18 protein-coding genes and 1 rRNA gene are annotated in these 16,491 nt (G+C 45.5%); 18 read left to right on the top strand and 1 reads right to left on the bottom strand.

The genetic code is table 11. From position 1 onward, the window contains the following. Positions 1-99: 99 nt before the first annotated feature. Together BM358_RS20260 and BM358_RS20255 are read left to right on the top strand one after the other, a co-directional pair. Complete coding sequence (locus BM358_RS20260) at positions 100-756, top strand: DUF6483 family protein (RefSeq protein WP_028541857.1); 657 nt, start codon at positions 100-102, stop codon at positions 754-756. After that, complete coding sequence (locus BM358_RS20255; RefSeq protein ID WP_028541858.1) at positions 743-1,957, top strand: class I SAM-dependent methyltransferase; 1,215 nt, start codon at positions 743-745, stop codon at positions 1,955-1,957. The genes BM358_RS20260 and BM358_RS20255 overlap by 14 nt, the downstream gene beginning before the upstream one ends. A gap of 81 nt (positions 1,958-2,038) precedes the next feature. Here the strand turns inward: BM358_RS20255 and BM358_RS20250 are convergent, their stop codons facing one another. After that, positions 2,039-2,362 carry a hypothetical protein gene (locus tag BM358_RS20250; RefSeq protein ID WP_023990260.1) on the bottom strand — a complete coding sequence of 108 codons (324 nt, stop codon included), beginning with the start codon at positions 2,360-2,362 and terminating at the stop codon, positions 2,039-2,041. 144 nt (positions 2,363-2,506) lie between these two features. Here BM358_RS20250 and BM358_RS20245 point away from each other — a divergent pair, with 144 nt between their 5' ends. From BM358_RS20245 to BM358_RS20165, 16 genes are all read left to right on the top strand, one after another. Next, entirely contained in the window at positions 2,507-3,121 is a 615-nt protein-coding gene (locus BM358_RS20245) for an undecaprenyl phosphate transporter UptA (RefSeq protein ID WP_013311915.1), read from the top strand. Between the two features lies 1 nt (position 3,122). Beyond that, positions 3,123-3,692: a thioredoxin family protein gene (locus tag BM358_RS20240; RefSeq protein WP_013311914.1), complete on the top strand. Its 570-nt coding sequence runs from the start codon at positions 3,123-3,125 to the stop codon at positions 3,690-3,692. 3 nt (positions 3,693-3,695) lie between these two features. After that, the gene (locus tag BM358_RS20235; protein ID WP_023990259.1) at positions 3,696-4,325 is read left to right on the top strand and encodes an MBL fold metallo-hydrolase; all 630 of its coding nucleotides are present in this window, start codon (positions 3,696-3,698) and stop codon (positions 4,323-4,325) included. A 243-nt stretch (positions 4,326-4,568) separates the two neighbouring features. Continuing rightward, a complete protein-coding gene (locus BM358_RS20230; protein WP_023990258.1) occupies positions 4,569-4,778 on the top strand; it encodes a hypothetical protein in 210 nt (69 codons plus the stop codon). Between the two features lie 80 nt (positions 4,779-4,858). Next, positions 4,859-5,248: a hypothetical protein gene (locus BM358_RS20225; RefSeq protein ID WP_013311911.1), complete on the top strand. Its 390-nt coding sequence runs from the start codon at positions 4,859-4,861 to the stop codon at positions 5,246-5,248. 368 nt (positions 5,249-5,616) lie between these two features. Beyond that, positions 5,617-5,904, top strand: a complete 288-nt coding sequence (gene gatC, locus BM358_RS20215; RefSeq protein ID WP_013311910.1) for an Asp-tRNA(Asn)/Glu-tRNA(Gln) amidotransferase subunit GatC — start codon at positions 5,617-5,619, stop codon at positions 5,902-5,904. 27 nt (positions 5,905-5,931) lie between these two features. Further along, positions 5,932-7,389 (top strand): Asp-tRNA(Asn)/Glu-tRNA(Gln) amidotransferase subunit GatA, encoded by a 1,458-nt coding sequence (gene gatA / locus BM358_RS20210; RefSeq protein ID WP_028541860.1) that lies wholly within the window; start codon positions 5,932-5,934, stop codon positions 7,387-7,389. Between the two features lie 26 nt (positions 7,390-7,415). Then, positions 7,416-8,861, top strand: a complete 1,446-nt coding sequence (gene gatB, locus BM358_RS20205) for an Asp-tRNA(Asn)/Glu-tRNA(Gln) amidotransferase subunit GatB (protein ID WP_013311908.1) — start codon at positions 7,416-7,418, stop codon at positions 8,859-8,861. A 130-nt stretch (positions 8,862-8,991) separates the two neighbouring features. Further along, complete coding sequence (locus tag BM358_RS20200) at positions 8,992-9,453, top strand: GNAT family N-acetyltransferase (RefSeq protein WP_028541861.1); 462 nt, start codon at positions 8,992-8,994, stop codon at positions 9,451-9,453. Between the two features lie 98 nt (positions 9,454-9,551). Further along, entirely contained in the window at positions 9,552-10,265 is a 714-nt protein-coding gene (locus tag BM358_RS20195) for an MgtC/SapB family protein (protein ID WP_028541862.1), read from the top strand. A gap of 82 nt (positions 10,266-10,347) precedes the next feature. Next, entirely contained in the window at positions 10,348-11,001 is a 654-nt protein-coding gene (locus BM358_RS20190; RefSeq protein ID WP_023990254.1) for a hypothetical protein, read from the top strand. A 7-nt stretch (positions 11,002-11,008) separates the two neighbouring features. Continuing rightward, the gene (locus BM358_RS20185) at positions 11,009-12,412 is read left to right on the top strand and encodes a DUF4097 family beta strand repeat-containing protein (RefSeq protein ID WP_028541863.1); all 1,404 of its coding nucleotides are present in this window, start codon (positions 11,009-11,011) and stop codon (positions 12,410-12,412) included. 108 nt (positions 12,413-12,520) lie between these two features. Further along, positions 12,521-12,952, top strand: a complete 432-nt coding sequence (locus BM358_RS20180) for a Fur family transcriptional regulator (protein WP_013311903.1) — start codon at positions 12,521-12,523, stop codon at positions 12,950-12,952. 185 nt (positions 12,953-13,137) lie between these two features. Beyond that, a complete protein-coding gene (locus BM358_RS20175) occupies positions 13,138-14,856 on the top strand; it encodes a glycosyl hydrolase family 18 protein (RefSeq protein WP_028541864.1) in 1,719 nt (572 codons plus the stop codon). Positions 14,857-14,968: 112 nt separating this feature from the next. Beyond that, the gene (locus BM358_RS20170; RefSeq protein ID WP_028541865.1) at positions 14,969-15,847 is read left to right on the top strand and encodes a nucleotidyltransferase-like protein; all 879 of its coding nucleotides are present in this window, start codon (positions 14,969-14,971) and stop codon (positions 15,845-15,847) included. A 453-nt stretch (positions 15,848-16,300) separates the two neighbouring features. Then, positions 16,301-16,491 (top strand): 16S ribosomal RNA (locus tag BM358_RS20165); the annotation flags it as partial.

The raw sequence follows: 16,491 nt of genomic DNA, 5'->3' as shown, positions 1-16,491 counted from the left end.
CTGCATGGTGGGGCATTTGGCTTTTAGACAAGGATGTCATACAATCAGAAGACAGAGTTTCTGGTTGTCTAGGCATCGGGATGAAAGGAAGGGAACGGCTTGCTTAGAAAAGATTATTTGCTCAGTATGATGGAAGAATTGACATCCGCAGTAGCATCGGTGCTCGGTCTAAGGCGTGAAAATAAACACGTCGAAGCGCTAAAACAGCTAGATGACCTGCTCAACAAGCAGTTTCGTCTTCGTTCAGATCTGCTCAGACGATTGCCGCCGGAACAAATTATTGAGCTTTTCCGATTGGGCCCTGGAATTGAAGCAGACAAGCTCCAGCAGGTGGCTCGCATTTTAGAGGAAGAAGCCGTGATTTACCTGGAAACCAGCAGAACAGACGAGGGCATACGAATCTTGATGAAATCTCTTCATTTATATTTGTACAGCGATACGAATGGCGCGACTCGTGATCTGCAGGTCTTGCCTGAACGAATAGCGTGTATCGTGCAACTGGTGCATGAATATGAGCTTCCCCCTGAAACCAGCAAGCTGTTGGCTGTTCATTACGAGCGGGAAAACAGGCTGGACGAAGCCGCCGATGTCTGGTTTGGATTGGCATGGGAGCAGCCAGAGCTGCTAGCGGAAGCGGAGAAGTTTTATAGTCAATTACTGGATAAGACCAATGCAGAGCTGGAGCTGGGTGGAATTTCACGCCAGGAAGTCACCGAGGGTTTGACCGAGATCACCCAATTACATGAAAGAAAGTGAGATGTACCTTTTGGATTCACTGCGCGAACTTATATACCAATTGACCACGGGAGGATCCCTCATAACAGCGACGCTGAGTCAGCTTCGCAAACGGGAGGATGCTTCTTTTACTAAAGTGCAAATCAAACCTGTAGAATTGAAAAACAAGCTGCATTACCAGTTTGCTTTTCATTATAGCAACAAAGTCATTCATGAAAATCTGACCCCTGACGAAGCTAATGAGCGTATGACTGCCTTGTTTGAGGACACGTTCCGCCAAGGACTTTTATGCGCCAAGGATGCAGACTACCAAGTGCTGATCAGTAAAAAATATAAAGTATCCATTCTGACAAAGTCACCGAGCAAAAGTAAAGCCGACCTGTCTCATAATCGCAAAAAGCAATATGTGCTCGAAGAAGGGGAACGAATTCCTTTCCTGATTGAGCTCGGGATAATGAATGAGGATGGTAAGGTACTGGCCCGCAAGTATGATAAGTTTCGTCAAATTAACCGGTTTCTCGAAATGGTGCAGGATATATTGCCTAGCCTTCCGGTAGGCCGCCCATTGACGATTGTGGATTTTGGCTGTGGCAAATCGTATTTGACCTTTGCGCTGTATCACTATTTGGCTGTACAGCAAAAGCGACCATTGCAGATCGTTGGTTTGGACTTGAAGGCAGATGTCATTGAAACCTGTAATGTTCTGGCTCAAAAGCTGCAATATCGACAGTTGGAGTTTCTGGTCGGTGATATCGCAGACTATAACGAACTGGAACAGGTGGATATGGTTGTTACCTTGCACGCTTGTGATACAGCAACGGATGCGGCGCTGGAAAAGGCCGTCCGCTGGGGAGCTTCCGTCATTTTGTCGGTTCCGTGTTGCCAGCATGAGCTGTTCAGCCAACTGGAAAATCCGGTATTGGAGCCGTTGCTTTCCCATGGTATTTTAAAGGAGCGTTTTTCTGCACTGGCAACAGATGGAATCCGGGCCAAACTGCTGGATATGATGGGATATCGGACACAGCTGTTGGAATTTATCGACATGGAGCATACACCTAAAAACATTCTGATTCGTGCCGTCAAAGGGCAAGCGGGAGAACAATCCGTTCTGTGGCATGAATACACAGCATTTCGGGATTTTATTCATGCTGATCCTTATTTGGAACGCGCTTGTGCGGATTTGCTTCCCGATGGAGCAGGGAAAAAGCAGACACACAGCTAGGAATATAGTAAAAGTGGAGCCACTGCGGGGTGGCTCCACTTTTTTTGTAGTTCACGGTTCATAGTTGCAGTACGCAAACATCTATCCACCATAGGCACTTCTAAAAGCGGTGCACAAAACATCGCGATCCACCTTCCACAATGCTGCGAGCTCCTCACTGACATCTTCGTCCCACCAGTCGCATAGTAGTTTGCGGTTACTATGGTTTTCCGCAATCCAGATAAGGTGTCCGACGACCTTGCGGCAGTATAGCTCCTCGCCCTGCTTGACCAGATCAGGAGCAATGTGAACAGGCAGACGTTTGCAGGTTCGATACAACTCTTTGATACATGCGCGGCGAATACCACGAGCCGTGGGTAAACGGGATTGTGAATTGTCATGTTTGGGGAATTTGCCGGGAGGCATATTGTACCCCCTCCTCTCTCTCTCAACTTATGCGGGCAGAGGGGTCGGGGTCACTGACCTCCCTATTTGGGCGAAGTGGCGACTTGTTCTGCCGCTGTGATACACTAATGAAAATAGAGAAACAGGCAGGGAGTGGGAAGAGAAGTGGACCAAATATCTAGTATCATTAATTATTTGTTTGAGATCATTCGTAGTCTTGGGTATTTTGGTATTATGCTAGGCTTGATGGTTGAGGTCATTCCAAGCGAAATTGTCCTCGCTTATGGTGGCTTTTTGGTATCCTCGGGTCATATTAATTTTTTTGGCGCAGTCGTTTTTGGAACGATTGGCGGGGTGCTGGCCCAGCTATTCATTTACTGGATTGGGCGCTATGGCGGCAGACCGGTATTAGATAAGTATGGGAAATACATACTTATCAAAAAAAGTCATGTCGACCATGCTGAAGCCTGGTTTAACAAATACGGCACAGGGGTCATTTTCACAGCTCGCTTTATTCCTGTTGTGCGTCATGCCATCTCAATCCCTGCCGGGTTGGCTCGAATGAACGTATGGCGCTTTACTATTTTGACAACGCTAGCGATTATACCTTGGTCTGTTTTGTTTATATATTTAGGTATGCTGCTAGGAGACAAGTGGGAGCAAATTGACGAAGTGGCAGCACCTTACATCAAACCGATTTTGCTGGTTGCCCTTGCACTCTTGATCATTTATTTTGTTATCAAGTGGATTTTGTCCAAAAACAAAAAAGGAAGTGTATAACATGAGCCGTACTAATGTATCGCAATACTTCGGAAAGGGCTTAAGCCCTGAACAGTTTATGGAGGGCATGGAAAAGAACAAAGAAGCCTTCCGCTCTGGGTACGATCAGTTTGTATGGAATCGCGAAGAGGATCGAGAGTATTTTGAAAGCTTGAACCATCGGGATGATCTGCGCGTGCTTATTTTGGCTGCCGACTGGTGTGGGGACGTGGTGCGCAATGTGCCAGTTGTGTTCCGTGCGCTGGAGAATAGCGGGATTCCGACCGAAGTATTAATCTTGGAAAACCATCAGGCGCTGATGGATGACTTCCTGACAATGGGAGGACGTGCTGTTCCGATTGTGATTTTTGCGGATACAGGAGGTCACGTACTTGGCCACTGGGGACCACGCCCTGCACATGTCCAACAAATTATGATTGGATTCAAACGTGAAAATCCAGATCGGGAAGCTGATGATTATCAAGAAAAAATCGCAGTTGCTCGTAAAGAAATGGCTGAAAAATATGGGGAGGGAACCGAGGTCCATCCTGTAATTGTTCAGGAATTACGCGAGCTGATCTCGGGATTTTAACTTATGACGTTATCTATTCGCAGCTTTAATCTCGGTCCTCTCCAAACAAATGCTTATTTGCTTCAAGGGGATGATCCGCAGCGCGCCGTTATTATTGATCCGGGGATGAATCCGGGTCCTTTGCTCAGAGCTATTGAGCCACTGACCATTGAAGCTATCCTGCTGACTCATGCCCATTTTGACCATATCGGTGGAGTAGAGGAGATTCGCAATACCAAAGGCTGCCCGGTTTATCTGCACGCCTTGGAGCAAGACTGGCTCACATCTCCTAAGCTGAATGGTTCCTTGATGTGGCCAGAGGCATCCCCTCCGATCTCGACGGAACCTGCCGAATATGATTTGGCAGAAGGTCAGCAATTGAACCTGATCGGGCACACGTTCCGGGTTTTCCATACACCGGGCCATTCACCCGGAAGTGTCAGCTTTTTGTGCGGCAAAGATCTTTTTTCCGGGGATGTGCTATTTCGTCAGGGCGTCGGACGCACGGATCTGACGGGTGGCCGGGAACGGGATCTATACGATTCTATTCAGAACAAATTGTTTCCGCTCGGAGATGACGTTACAGTCTATTCCGGTCACGGTCCCAAAACGTCTATCGGTTATGAGAAAGCTAATAATCCGTATATCCGGTAAATGTGATGAACGTTTTCAGTAGGGGCAAAATCAAAGGTGTGACAGGTTTTGCCCCATTTCGACAACAAATTATAAATTATGTATAGACAAAGGTTTTTATTTTTGTTAACATAAATTTATTAAAGTTACATACTAAACTCGCGAAGCACGCAAGCTGTGGATGAATCCCGGTTTGCGTTCTTTTTTTTGCCCATTAAGAGGATAAAGAGGCATGAGGCCGTCAGATCACAAGGGGGAGCAAGAATGAAAAGAAAACATATATTTGGGGTACAACGTGAGATTGGAGGTAGTTTCCGTGTTCCCAATATAATAGATATTGAAGATTCTGTGGTAGGTTCCGAGCCGAAGATCATGACTTGGAAAAAGGTGAAACGACGGAGCGGAATCCCTTCACAAAACTGGCATGTGAGGCTGAATGAACACAGGTTGGGACGTGGAGACGGTCGATTATGAAGATACATAGATGATATAGACAAGCTACTTTTTTTTTAGTAGACTTAGCAGATAAGTTCAGACAAACGGGGGGGCTAACGATGCATCATTTAGGAGCTAGAATTATGATCGTCGCGGATGCTTTTGAGCAGAATCTTCCTGTGGGCGAACATGGTTATATCATTGCTTACGACCGTAATGCGGACAATGCTTTTGACTATGTCATTCGCGTACCGAAGGTGAACCGCAACTTTTTTGTACCATCCGGGGACATCGAGCTGGAAGAGAGTATTCTCAAGCTGGAAGCCGAGCGGATTGAGCGTGAAGCGCTGATAGATTACGCCCTTGCTACTCATAATGAGAAACTGTTCAAGCATGTAATGAACGGTGGTCTTGATTCGGTAGAGACTGAAGAGGAAGAAGAAACCGCGGCAGAGTTGTTGTCACAGGCTGATTTTATCAGACAAGTCAATTTGCGTGCTTGGATATAGGAGTCGGCTACTGCCGACTCTTTTTAAAAATATATAATGGGCACAATCTCAGCTCCTATAGTTTTCTCGAAAGAGCACCGAGAGGTGCTTTTTTTATATCCTTTTAGCAACATTTACCTCATTGATGTACAGTTTGCTTCTGTACCGCGTCAAAGATTGAATTGTAAAGGGTTCTATCCTATAATTAAAAACGTTATTTCGAAGTTCGGTGCAGCATTTTTTAATATCAGGATTTTGCAAAATTCGATTCCAGTCGCTCCGAAGTGCAATATATAGATGAACTAAACCATTTTGATCTATATCTTGCTCATTGGAAGCCGCCTATAGGATTTTTTGCAAAATCCTCATATACATGAGGAGGGTTTTGTATGAACATTTCCACGGAAGATGTCCGTCACGTAGCCAAGCTGTCCAGGTTGAATCTGACCGCGGCTGAGGAAGAAACGATGACAGGACAATTAAACGCCATTCTCCATTATGCGGAGAAGCTGAATGAGCTGGATACGGAGCAGGTAAAACCGACCACTCATGTGCTGCACGTCAGCAATGTCATGCGAGACGACGAAGTTCGCGAAAGTTTGACACATGAGCAAGTGATGCGCAATGCACCTGAAGAAGAAGACGGACAGTTTAAGGTTCCTGCTGTTCTGGAATAGATCTCATATTTGAAAGGAGGATGCAAATTGAGCTTGTTCAATAACACATTGCCCGAGATACATAACAAGCTGCATCAAAAGGAAATTTCCGTGAGTGATCTGGTGGGACACGCTCTGGAGACGATTGGTGCGCGGGAAGACAAGATCAGAGCTTATATTACCGTTGACGAGGAACAGGCCCGTGCATCCGCACGTCAGCTGGATGATCAGCTGATTTCCGGAGAGGAAAGAGGGCTGTTGTTTGGCCTGCCGGTTGGTATTAAGGATAATATCGTGACAGAAGGGCTGCGTACAACATGTGGCAGTCAGTTTTTGGAAAATTTTGATCCCGTTTACGATGCCACAGTTGTTAGCAAGTTACGCGCAGCGCAAACCGTGACACTCGGTAAAATGAACATGGACGAATTCGCCATGGGCGGCTCTAACGAGAACTCCAGCTTTTTCCCTGCACGTAACCCTTGGGATTTAGAACGTGTTCCCGGCGGTTCCAGTGGCGGCTCAGCTGCGGCTGTTGCAGCGGGTGAGGCTTATTTCACACTCGGTTCGGATACAGGTGGTTCCATTCGCCAGCCTGCTTCTTACTGCGGTGTAGTTGGCCTGAAACCAACCTATGGTCTAGTATCCCGTTTTGGACTGGTGGCTTTTGCCTCCTCTTTAGACCAAATTGGACCCATTACTAAAAATGTTCAGGATTCAGCCTATGTCCTACAAGCCATTGCAGGTTATGACCAGAAGGACTCCACTTCTGCGAAGGTAGACATTCCTGATTATTTGAACGCTTTAACCGGGGATGTAAAAGGACTTCGTATCGCTGTGCCTAAAGAGTATCTTGGTGAGGGCGTCGATCCTCAGGTCAAGGAAAAGGTGCTGGATGCACTGAAAACGCTGGAAGGACTGGGTGCTGTTTGGGAAGAAGTGTCTCTCCCTCACACAGAATATGCGGTAGCTACATATTACCTGCTGGCTTCATCCGAAGCGTCATCCAATCTGGCCCGTTTTGACGGCGTGCGCTATGGTGTGCGTTCTGACAATCCGGACAACCTGCTTGATCTATACCATCAGTCCCGTACGCAGGGGTTTGGTCCCGAGGTGAAGCGTCGGATTATGCTGGGTACCTATGCACTCAGCTCCGGGTACTACGATGCCTATTATTTGAAAGCTCAAAAAGTGCGCACACTGATTAAACAGGATTTTGATCGTGTATTTGAACAATATGATGTGATTATCGGACCTACTGCACCGACAACTGCTTTCAAAATCGGCTCGCAAGTGGACGATCCATTAACAATGTATTTGAACGATATTTTGACGATTCCGGTAAGCTTGGCTGGTGTGCCAGCCATCAGCATTCCGTGTGGTCTTGCGGATGGAATGCCAGTCGGACTACAAATTATCGGAAAAGCCTTTGACGAGTCTTCCGTGCTACGCGTAGCTCATGCTTTTGAACAAAATACCGAATTTCACAAGCAGCGTCCGCAGCTGTAATTTGCCAAAAAGGAGGGAACCTATTCATGTCTACAACTACATCCAAATATGAGACGGTCATCGGACTTGAAGTGCACGTGGAATTGCATACGAAGTCTAAAATATTCTGTGGATGCTCGACATCCTTCGGAGCACCACCCAACTCTCATACATGTCCGGTCTGTCTCGGTCATCCAGGGGTGCTGCCGGTATTGAACCGTCAGGCCGTTGATTATGCGATGAAAGCAGCAATGGCGCTGAATTGCACCATTGCTGATGTGAGCAAGTTTGACCGCAAGAACTATTTTTACCCCGACTCACCTAAGGCTTACCAAATCTCACAATACGATCAACCCATTGGCGAAAATGGCTGGATTGATATTGAAGTGAATGGTGAGACAAAGCGTATCGGTATTACCCGACTGCATCTGGAAGAAGACGCAGGGAAATTAACACATGTTGATGGTGGCTACGCATCTTTGGTCGATTTTAACCGGGTCGGCACACCATTGGTCGAGATCGTTTCGGAGCCGGAAATATCTTCGCCGGAAGAAGCCAAGGCCTATCTGGAAAAAATACGTGCCATTATGCAGTATTGTGACGTATCCGATGTGAAGATGGAGGAAGGATCACTTCGCTGCGACGCGAATATCAGCCTTCGTCCGCATGGACAAAAAGAGCTGGGAACTAAAGCGGAACTGAAAAACATGAACTCCTTCCGTGGCGTACAGCGCGGACTGGAATATGAACAGTTCCGCCAGGAGCAGACGCTGGACGAAGGCGGAACGATTGTACAGGAGACACGTCGTTGGGATGAAGCGCAAGGTAAAACTTTATCCATGCGTGGTAAGGAACAGGCCCATGACTATCGTTATTTCCCAGACCCGGATCTCGTTACACTGCATATAGATGAGGAATGGAAAGAACGCATTCGTGCTTCGATTCCTGAATTGCCTGACCAGCGTAAAGCACGCTACACTTCGGAATATGGATTACCTGAGTATGATGCCCAGGTGATTACGTCCTCCAAGCCATTGGCCGATTTGTTCGAGGATAGCCTTCAATTCACCAAGGATGCCAAAGCAGTATCCAACTGGATTATGGGGGATTTACTCGGTTATTTGAACAGTGCTGGTGTGGAGCTGTCGCAGGTTAAATTGACCGGACGGGGCTTGGGTGAAATGATCGGACTGCTGGAGAAGGGAACGATCAATAGCAAAATCGCTAAAACGGTCTTCAAGGAAATGCTGGAAAGTGATAAACTGCCACAGCAAATTGTTGAAGAAAAAGGGCTTGTACAAATCAGTGATGAGGGTGCAATCCTGACGATTGTCGAACAAGTTGTAGCAGCTAACCCGCAATCGGTCGAAGATTACAAAGCTGGCAAGCAAAAGGCCATCGGCTTCCTAGTCGGTCAAGTGATGAAGGAGAGCAAGGGGAAGGCAAACCCTGGTCTTGCTAATAAGTTGCTGACGGAAGTGCTTAACCGCTAATGGCATAGATTTGACAGGGGCTTGTCTTTTAGGGACAGGCCCCTTTTGCATAGACGCTGAGAACGGTTGGCGCGAACAAGCTTTAGAATCCTGATGGCATTTTATGAGTTTCCTTAGGAGGGAAAACAGCATGGTTACCCTATGTTCATTGGAAGATGATGATATCGTCAGTCAGATATGGCGTCTACAGCACGTTGCCTATAGGTTGGAAGCTGAGCTGATTGGGTTTGATGAGATTCCTCCACTGATGGATACATTGGATACGCTGAAAAGCTGTGGAGAGTCTTTTTATGGGTGGCTGGAGGACGGTGAATTGCTAGGAGCACTGGCTGTGCAGTCTGAGTCGCCCGATTCGCTTACCCTTACACGTATGATGGTTCACCCGGATCATTTTCGTAAAGGCATTGCGGACTCTTTAATGAAGCATGTTTTGAGTGAATATCAAAATATCCCGTTGTTTATCGTCTCTACAGGAACCTTAAATACTCCTGCGGTGACATTATATCGAAAACATGGCTTTCGCCCCGTATCTGCGGCCGAGGTCGCCCCAGGCGTGGAATTAACCACCTACCATCTGCATAAGGTGGAATAGCATTGAGATAACATTAAATTGGCATTAAAAATGCACATAAGCCCACAAACCGCGCACCCGGAGTGGGAAGCACGACATAACCGGGAGGAGAGACTCGAATGAATAATCCGTGGATTATAGACGATTCACATATCATTTTACGGCTTTTACTGTCCATGCTTCTCGGTGGATTCATTGGTTTTGAACGCGAACGTTCCAATCACGCAGCTGGTTTGAGGACTCATATTATGGTCAGTCTTGGTTCGACGCTGATTATGCTACTCTCCATTTACGGCTTTGCCGATTTCATTAAAGAAGTTAATGTACGCATAGATCCCGCTCGTTTGGCTACGGCTGTGATCACTGGCGTAGGCTTTTTGGGTGCAGGGACGATTATGTTCACAGGTAAATCCATTACCGGACTAACGACTGCGGCTTCCATTTGGGTCGTGGCTGCTATTGGCCTTGGGGTGGGAGCAGGCTTTTATTTCCCGTCTATAGCGGCGACAGTGCTCGTATTTTTAAATTTATGGGTGTTTAACAAAGTTGAACTTCGGTATATGCGTGGACGCAAGCGTCATCTTATTACATTGTACGGATTGTCCTCTCACGGACTGCTGGAGCAGATTTCGACTTATTTAGAGCAAGAAAAAGTGGAAATACGTAAAATAATGATTAAAGAACATGAAAATGTCCCATTTCACGAATTACACCCAGATCGGCAGAGTATGGAAGTTTCCCTAGAGGTGCTGGCCCGTCATGATTTTAATCCCGTACGTATTGCAGCTGATTTACGACAATGGGAAGATATAGCTGCTGTCTCCGTCGAGTAATAGTCTACCTTTTTTTAACAGTTACTCTTAAATCCGATTGGGGTACTATGTAAGCATCGAAGTATTTTCAGCGGAGCCACGCATGGGATTCAAAGGGGAGGATGGCATGAACTCGGAACAACCGTTACCGTCTGGAGAGGCTGGACAGCTACAAGCATCGGAACAGCGGGAACAGCCCAGACAGGGGAAACGTCTAAAATACGCTAAATTTCGCAAAGTGATTGCTATTATCATGGCGGCATTGTTACCCGGACTGGGACATCTTTTTTTAGGACTGTTTATTAGGGGGCTTAGTTTTATTGTATTGCTCCTGCTAGATATTTTTGCGATGTTGTATGTTTCCTCTGACGGCTTGAGGATCAACATTCCATTACTTATTTTGCTTGGATTGTTCATACCCATTTTATATTTTTATAATGTATATGATGTCTTACAGTCAGCAGATTACATGGTTCGTTATCGGCGTAAGCCAGATCGTTATGCACGAATGGATGCTAGAGGCCAGCAAAGTAGTCCTTTTTATGCATGGGAGAGAGGCTTTGCTTTTGCTGTGCTAATGGTGGCAGGCGGTGGACTTATGATTTTGTTTCGCATGAAACCTCGCTGGTTGAGTAATTTCTTTGAGGATTATGGATTCCTTACGCTGGCCATTTTATTAATGATGATCGGTTTATTCCTTTTTCTAAGGGAAGCCTTTCTGAACTTTAAGCGTAAAAAGTTGAAAGAAAGAGGGTGAAGCTGGCGTGCACCGCAAAATAAGAGTCGGGCGCTACACCTCTTCGCTTCTGTTGATGGCTGTAGGCATTTTGCTTATTGTAGATGTGTTTCAAAATACTGAATATATGCTTCAGCTCCTCGTTTGGTGGCCCGTAATCTTTGTGCTTTGGGGACTGGAGTATCTGATTTTTTTTGCCATGTACTATCGGAAAGAAGGCAAGTCTGACAACGGAAGGCGATTCAGACCTGACCTAAAGGGGATTCTGTCCGCTTTGGTAGTGGCAGCCTCGGTTTTTATCGTGACCCAGCAAAATCATTATATGTATCTGTGGAACCGGGTCAGTCTCAATCTGACGTCAGCCTCTATGGATTTTAGCCAGGCTAAAGAGAATCGGTATGATATGGGTGGTATGCTGGTACCTGTAACTATGCAGACGTCCGATTTAGTAGTTGATTCGGTTAATGGTGATGTAACACTGATCAGACGGCCTGTGTCCAATATAGAGGTACGAGGGACTCTATGGGTGGATCAAGCGCCTGCTGCCGAAGCGGACAAGATTGCTCAAGCTTCTTCACTGACTTCTACCGACGGCAAGACTATCCAGATTCGTCCGGAGGCAAAGTCGTACGGAGCATCAAGCAAACGTCAGCCTCGTGTGAACATGCTGATCACCGTGCCGGAGGACCGGCGGTTCAATGTGCAGATTAGAACCTCCAACGGGAATATTTCCTTGAATGGAGTTGATGCAATTGACAGCATTCGGCTTGAGAGCGGTAATGGAAATCTCACTGTTAATGACGCTATCGGCAATGTCAAGGGAGGCACGCTGAACGGTCAGGTTAAATTGCATCGGATTTCTGGAGATGTGGATGTGCGCACGAACCGTGGCGACATGCAAGCAGGCGATATTGAAGGAGCTGTGACACTGCACACCATGGTAGGTGATATTCAGCTCGCTCGTTCGGAAGGGGACATCACCGTAGATACTCAGAATGGTGACATGAATGTGCTGAATTCTACAGCCAAGCTGAATGCAAATTCGCTTAATGGCTCTATCAAAGTGCATAGCGAGCAGATAGGCGGAGATTGGAAAATATACAGTGCTGTCGGTGATATCGTATTGGATCTTCCGTCGAATGGAGATTTTCAGTTAGAGGGTTCAAGCAGTTATGGTAATCTTCAATCCGATTTTCCATTTAAAATAGACAGTAAAAGTATTTCAGGCCAAAACGGGACAGGCAAGTATGCGATCAACGTAGAGGGCAACAGTAATTTAACCATTAAAAAGTTACTGATGCCGTCGTTACCCGACTTGGATGATTCCGGGGGTACGACTGCGCCCGATACATCTGAAAGCTCTGCGGCTGAACCGGGAGCTTCTGAGACAGATACCTCTATAGGAATATCCGGCGACAATACGGCGCGTTGACAAGAAACTTGAGTAGACCGTACAATGTGAGTAGGTTTAGAAGTGAATTGTAAATAGATGCGTGGTAATTGATAGGATCGTAAGTAAGGGATAAGGCGGTGGACATATATGGCAGCACGCGTCCAGCATGCTTTGGAACTTCTGAAGAAGACAGGTGTACGCATAACACCCCAGCGTCATGCCATATTAAACTATTTAATGGAAACTATGGGGCACCCGACTGCAGATGAAATATATCGAGCGCTTGAGTCCAAGTTTCCAAGTATGAGTGTGGCTACGGTTTATAATAACTTAAAGATGTTTATAGAAGCGGGTATGGTACATGAGTTGACCTATGGAGATAACGCCAGTCGTTATGATGCCAATATTTCGGAGCACTATCACATCATTTGCGAAAAATGCGGAAAGATTGAAGATTTCAGTTATCCGTATTTGGCCGATGTGGAACGCCATGCCGCGTTGGAAACAGGCTTCGAGGTGCATGGACATCGTATGGAGTTACACGGAGTATGCAAAGCTTGTAGTAACAAACAAACGTAACGAAACAAGGAATAGAAGTTTTTTGTGCGGTATGTATATATTGTAATGGATTGGAAACGTGAGGAATTCCCCATAAGCGGGGATTTACCGCGTTTTTTTGTTTAAATCACTTTATTTTTGTTTTAAGTAATCTGTTGAGGTTACAAAATACGGAAATTCAAAGTTCATACAATGGAGGTTCAATATTGGCCAGAAATCATTCCAGACGCCGCCGTAAACGTTCACGATTCAAAGGAGCGGCAAGCCTGCTATTATTTGCAGCGATTATATGTGCAATTACTGTTGTATGGTTTGGCAATCCCCTTCACGAGAAACCCGATTGGCAGGGCAGTGTCCGTCCTATTTTTATGCAGGGAAAGTTGACTGGGTATGAAGCTCAGAGCTCCGGCAAGAACATGCTGATGCCGCTTAAATTGGTGCAAAGTAAAATTGATCCTACCGTTCGCTATGAGGATGACAGCCAAACCGTTATTATGGCGACGAGACAAAGCCTGCTCTATATGAAGGTTTCGAAGGCACAAGGGGAACTGAATGGTAAAACATATGCGCTGAGCGCAGCCCCTCAGGTAATCAGTGGAGAGGTATATATCCCGATAGAGGCTGTACGTGAAGTATACGGCGTTTCTATACACGAAGATCCTGTGACTGGTGCTGTCATCCTAATGAAGGCTGGAGAGAAGGTCAGGCTGGGGAGTGTAGAAAAGAAGGATGGCCCACAGGATGCTAGAATCGCCTTACGTAAAGAAGCCTCTAGCCTATCTTTCATTTTGACAGATATATCTCAGCGGACGAAGGTGCGTATTTGGTCCAGACAGGGCGATTGGTATTTTGTTCAGTTAGACAATGGTTATGCAGGATACATTAAGTCAGACCATGTCGCTGAAGGAGAAGAGCTTGTGATCCCTTCGGTTAAGGACGATTTGTCCATCTCGGAAAAACATTGGGAGGGTAGATCAGTAAACCTCGCTTGGGAAGCTGTCTATAATCGCAAGCCCGATCCTTCCAAGTTTGATCCTATGCCTGGAGTAAATGTGGTGAGCCCTACGTGGTTCAGTGTCGTCGATCATGAAGGTACTGTAGAAAGCAAGGCAGATCCTGCCTATGTCAGCTGGGCACATCGCAAGGGGATGGAGGTTTGGGGCTTGTTGAGCAACAGCTTTAATCCCGAATTAACAACAGAAGCTTTGTCCACCTTTGAACGTCGAAAGTCGATTGTAGATCAGATGATTTCACTTGCCCTAGAAAATGATCTGGACGGTATTAATATTGACTTTGAAAATGTTCATACGAAGGATGGCCCAAATGTCACCCAATTTTTGCGGGAACTTAAACCGATGGCTCGGGAACATGATTTGATACTGTCCATTGATGTAACGCCTAAATCTCAAAGTGAGATGTGGTCAGCTTTTTTAGATCGAAAATCATTAGGCACCATCACAGATTACCTCATGGTAATGGCATATGATGAACATTGGGCGGCTAGTCCAAAGGCTGGTTCTGTCGCCTCGCTACCATGGACGGAAGCGTCAATTAAGCGAATTATTCAGGAAGATGAAGTGCCGCCTCAAAAAGTGGTTTTAGGTATTCCATTATATACTCGAGTGTGGTCCGAGACTCCCAAAGAAGGGAAGATTAAGGTCACCTCCAAATCGCTTGGTATGGAGTCAGCAGCGGATATCATAAACAAATTTAAGTTGAAGCCTAAGTTTAGAGCTTCCGAAGGTCAAAATTATGTCGAGTATACAGAAGACGGCGTGGTCAAAAAGATTTGGCTAGAGGATCAGGTATCTCTAAAAGCAAGAGTAGACCTTGCCAAATCGCTGAAGCTCGGAGGAATTGGTGCATGGAATCGAACCTTTGCAGATGAAAACGCTTGGGTAATACTGAAAAAAATAAGTGAATAAGATAAAAATTTATACAATTGAAGAAGGAAGTCTCTTATTTATGTAGAAATGATCACATGTATCCAAATATCCAATTTGCGGTCATAGCCGCCTTGCAGGTATGGAGGGAGAAGTGCAGCTAACCAAATTAAACCTGATGTATGATGAATTGTTGCAGGAAGATTCAATAGGTGTTATTTCGTACAGAAAGCCGGGAGAGTATTTTCACGGTTCGATGTTGTATGACTTTGATGAACTCATTCTAATTATTGGAGAAGGCACCAAGCCAGTTCGTTCTATTCAACACTTATTTATGAATGGACTAAGATGCCAAGTGTTGTATGCAACGCTCAGTTGTCTGAAGGAATGGATTATCGCTGGTGAACAAGCCAACATTATAGATTATGTGCTAGAAGGTCGTATTGTCTGGGAACGGGATGACAGGGTCCGTCTTTTAAGACAGGAAATTGTTGATTTTAACGATCCACTGCGGGAGCAGAAGCGATTTCATGAGTTCTCCCGCTTTCTGGTCAATTACGTTCATGGTAAAAGAGCGGTGCGAGAAGGGCGGATCATTGACGCTTATCAAAGTGTTCTGAAAGCATTGGATCATTGGGCATCTATTGAACTCATTGAACGGGGGATTTATCCAAAGGTTCACTTATGGGTTCAGGTACAGCCTCTGGATCGAACGATTGACAAACTGTATAACGAACTCACATTAAGTACGGAAACCTTGGAACAACGGGTTGAACTAGTACTGCTTGCTTGTGAATTTTCAGTTATGTCAAAAATGGAGGAATGCTCATCTCCGCTATTCCGTATATTAGGCAGCAGACGGGAACCTTGGTCTATAAATGAACTTATTAACCATCCTGAGCTAAAGAATCTCCAATTGGATCTTACCGTCGTGCTCCGTAAACTGGTATATCGTTCACTTATTAGAGAAACAGCTGCCGGGGATTTTAGGGAGCGTGGACAAAATCGTGAACTGCGTTACTCCCTTATTTGATGTGCAGGGGTTGATTTGTCAGGAAGAAAGGTTGTTAAACCGACTTTTCTTCCTTTTTTTGTACGTGATTTAGTATTTATAAATAGTTAAAAAATATAAATTATCAATTTAGGTTGACGAGTATATAAAATATGTGATAAGTTATAACTCGCCCCATTAAGCAGCATGAATAATTTTGAACTGTTTAAAGCAGGATAAACGTGTTGCATCAAGCAGAAAAATGAATTTTCAAAAAAAAGCTTGACGAAAAATGAGGTTATGTGTTACATTATTTAAGTCGCCGCTGAGACGCGGTGGTGAAACAAAGTAAGACAAAATGCAGATTTGATCTTTGAAAACTGAACAACGAGTGAGTAAAACGATTTTGTTCGCAAAATCAAACAAGAGATATTTTATCTCGTCAGTTTCAAAATGAGCTTATCGCTCTTTCTATAAACCAGCTTCGGTTGGTCTTTAATGGAGAGTTTGATCCTGGCTCAGGACGAACGCTGGCGGCGTGCCTAATACATGCAAGTCGAGCGGGGTTGATTAGAAGCTTGCTTCTAATCAACCTAGCGGCGGACGGGTGAGTAACACGTAGGCAACCTGCCCACAAGACAGGGATAACTACCGGAAACGGTAGCTAATACCCGATACATCCTTTT

It is taken from the genome of Paenibacillus sp. cl130, assembly GCF_900116035.1.
Classification (GTDB): domain Bacteria; phylum Bacillota; class Bacilli; order Paenibacillales; family Paenibacillaceae; genus Paenibacillus; species Paenibacillus polymyxa_B.
The sequence above is the reverse complement of the archived record's forward strand: the minus strand, read 5'-3'. Positions and strand labels throughout refer to the sequence as shown.

Bases quoted from the DNA above. Each gene is read 5' to 3' on its own strand.
- gatC (WP_013311910.1), top strand. From the start codon at position 5,617: ATGAACATTTCCACGGAAGATGTCCGTCACGTAGCCAAGCTGTCCAGG.
- BM358_RS20225 (WP_013311911.1), top strand. From the start codon at position 4,859: ATGCATCATTTAGGAGCTAGAATTATGATCGTCGCGGATGCTTTTGAG.
- BM358_RS20255 (WP_028541858.1), top strand. From the start codon at position 743: ATGAAAGAAAGTGAGATGTACCTTTTGGATTCACTGCGCGAACTTATA.
- BM358_RS20250 (WP_023990260.1), bottom strand. From the start codon at position 2,362: ATGCCTCCCGGCAAATTCCCCAAACATGACAATTCACAATCCCGTTTA.
- BM358_RS20235 (WP_023990259.1), top strand. From the start codon at position 3,696: ATGACGTTATCTATTCGCAGCTTTAATCTCGGTCCTCTCCAAACAAAT.
- gatB (WP_013311908.1), top strand. From the start codon at position 7,416: ATGTCTACAACTACATCCAAATATGAGACGGTCATCGGACTTGAAGTG.
- BM358_RS20195 (WP_028541862.1), top strand. From the start codon at position 9,552: ATGAATAATCCGTGGATTATAGACGATTCACATATCATTTTACGGCTT.
- BM358_RS20180 (WP_013311903.1), top strand. From the start codon at position 12,521: ATGGCAGCACGCGTCCAGCATGCTTTGGAACTTCTGAAGAAGACAGGT.
- BM358_RS20190 (WP_023990254.1), top strand. From the start codon at position 10,348: ATGGGATTCAAAGGGGAGGATGGCATGAACTCGGAACAACCGTTACCG.
- BM358_RS20230 (WP_023990258.1), top strand. From the start codon at position 4,569: ATGAAAAGAAAACATATATTTGGGGTACAACGTGAGATTGGAGGTAGT.
- BM358_RS20240 (WP_013311914.1), top strand. From the start codon at position 3,123: ATGAGCCGTACTAATGTATCGCAATACTTCGGAAAGGGCTTAAGCCCT.
- BM358_RS20200 (WP_028541861.1), top strand. From the start codon at position 8,992: ATGGTTACCCTATGTTCATTGGAAGATGATGATATCGTCAGTCAGATA.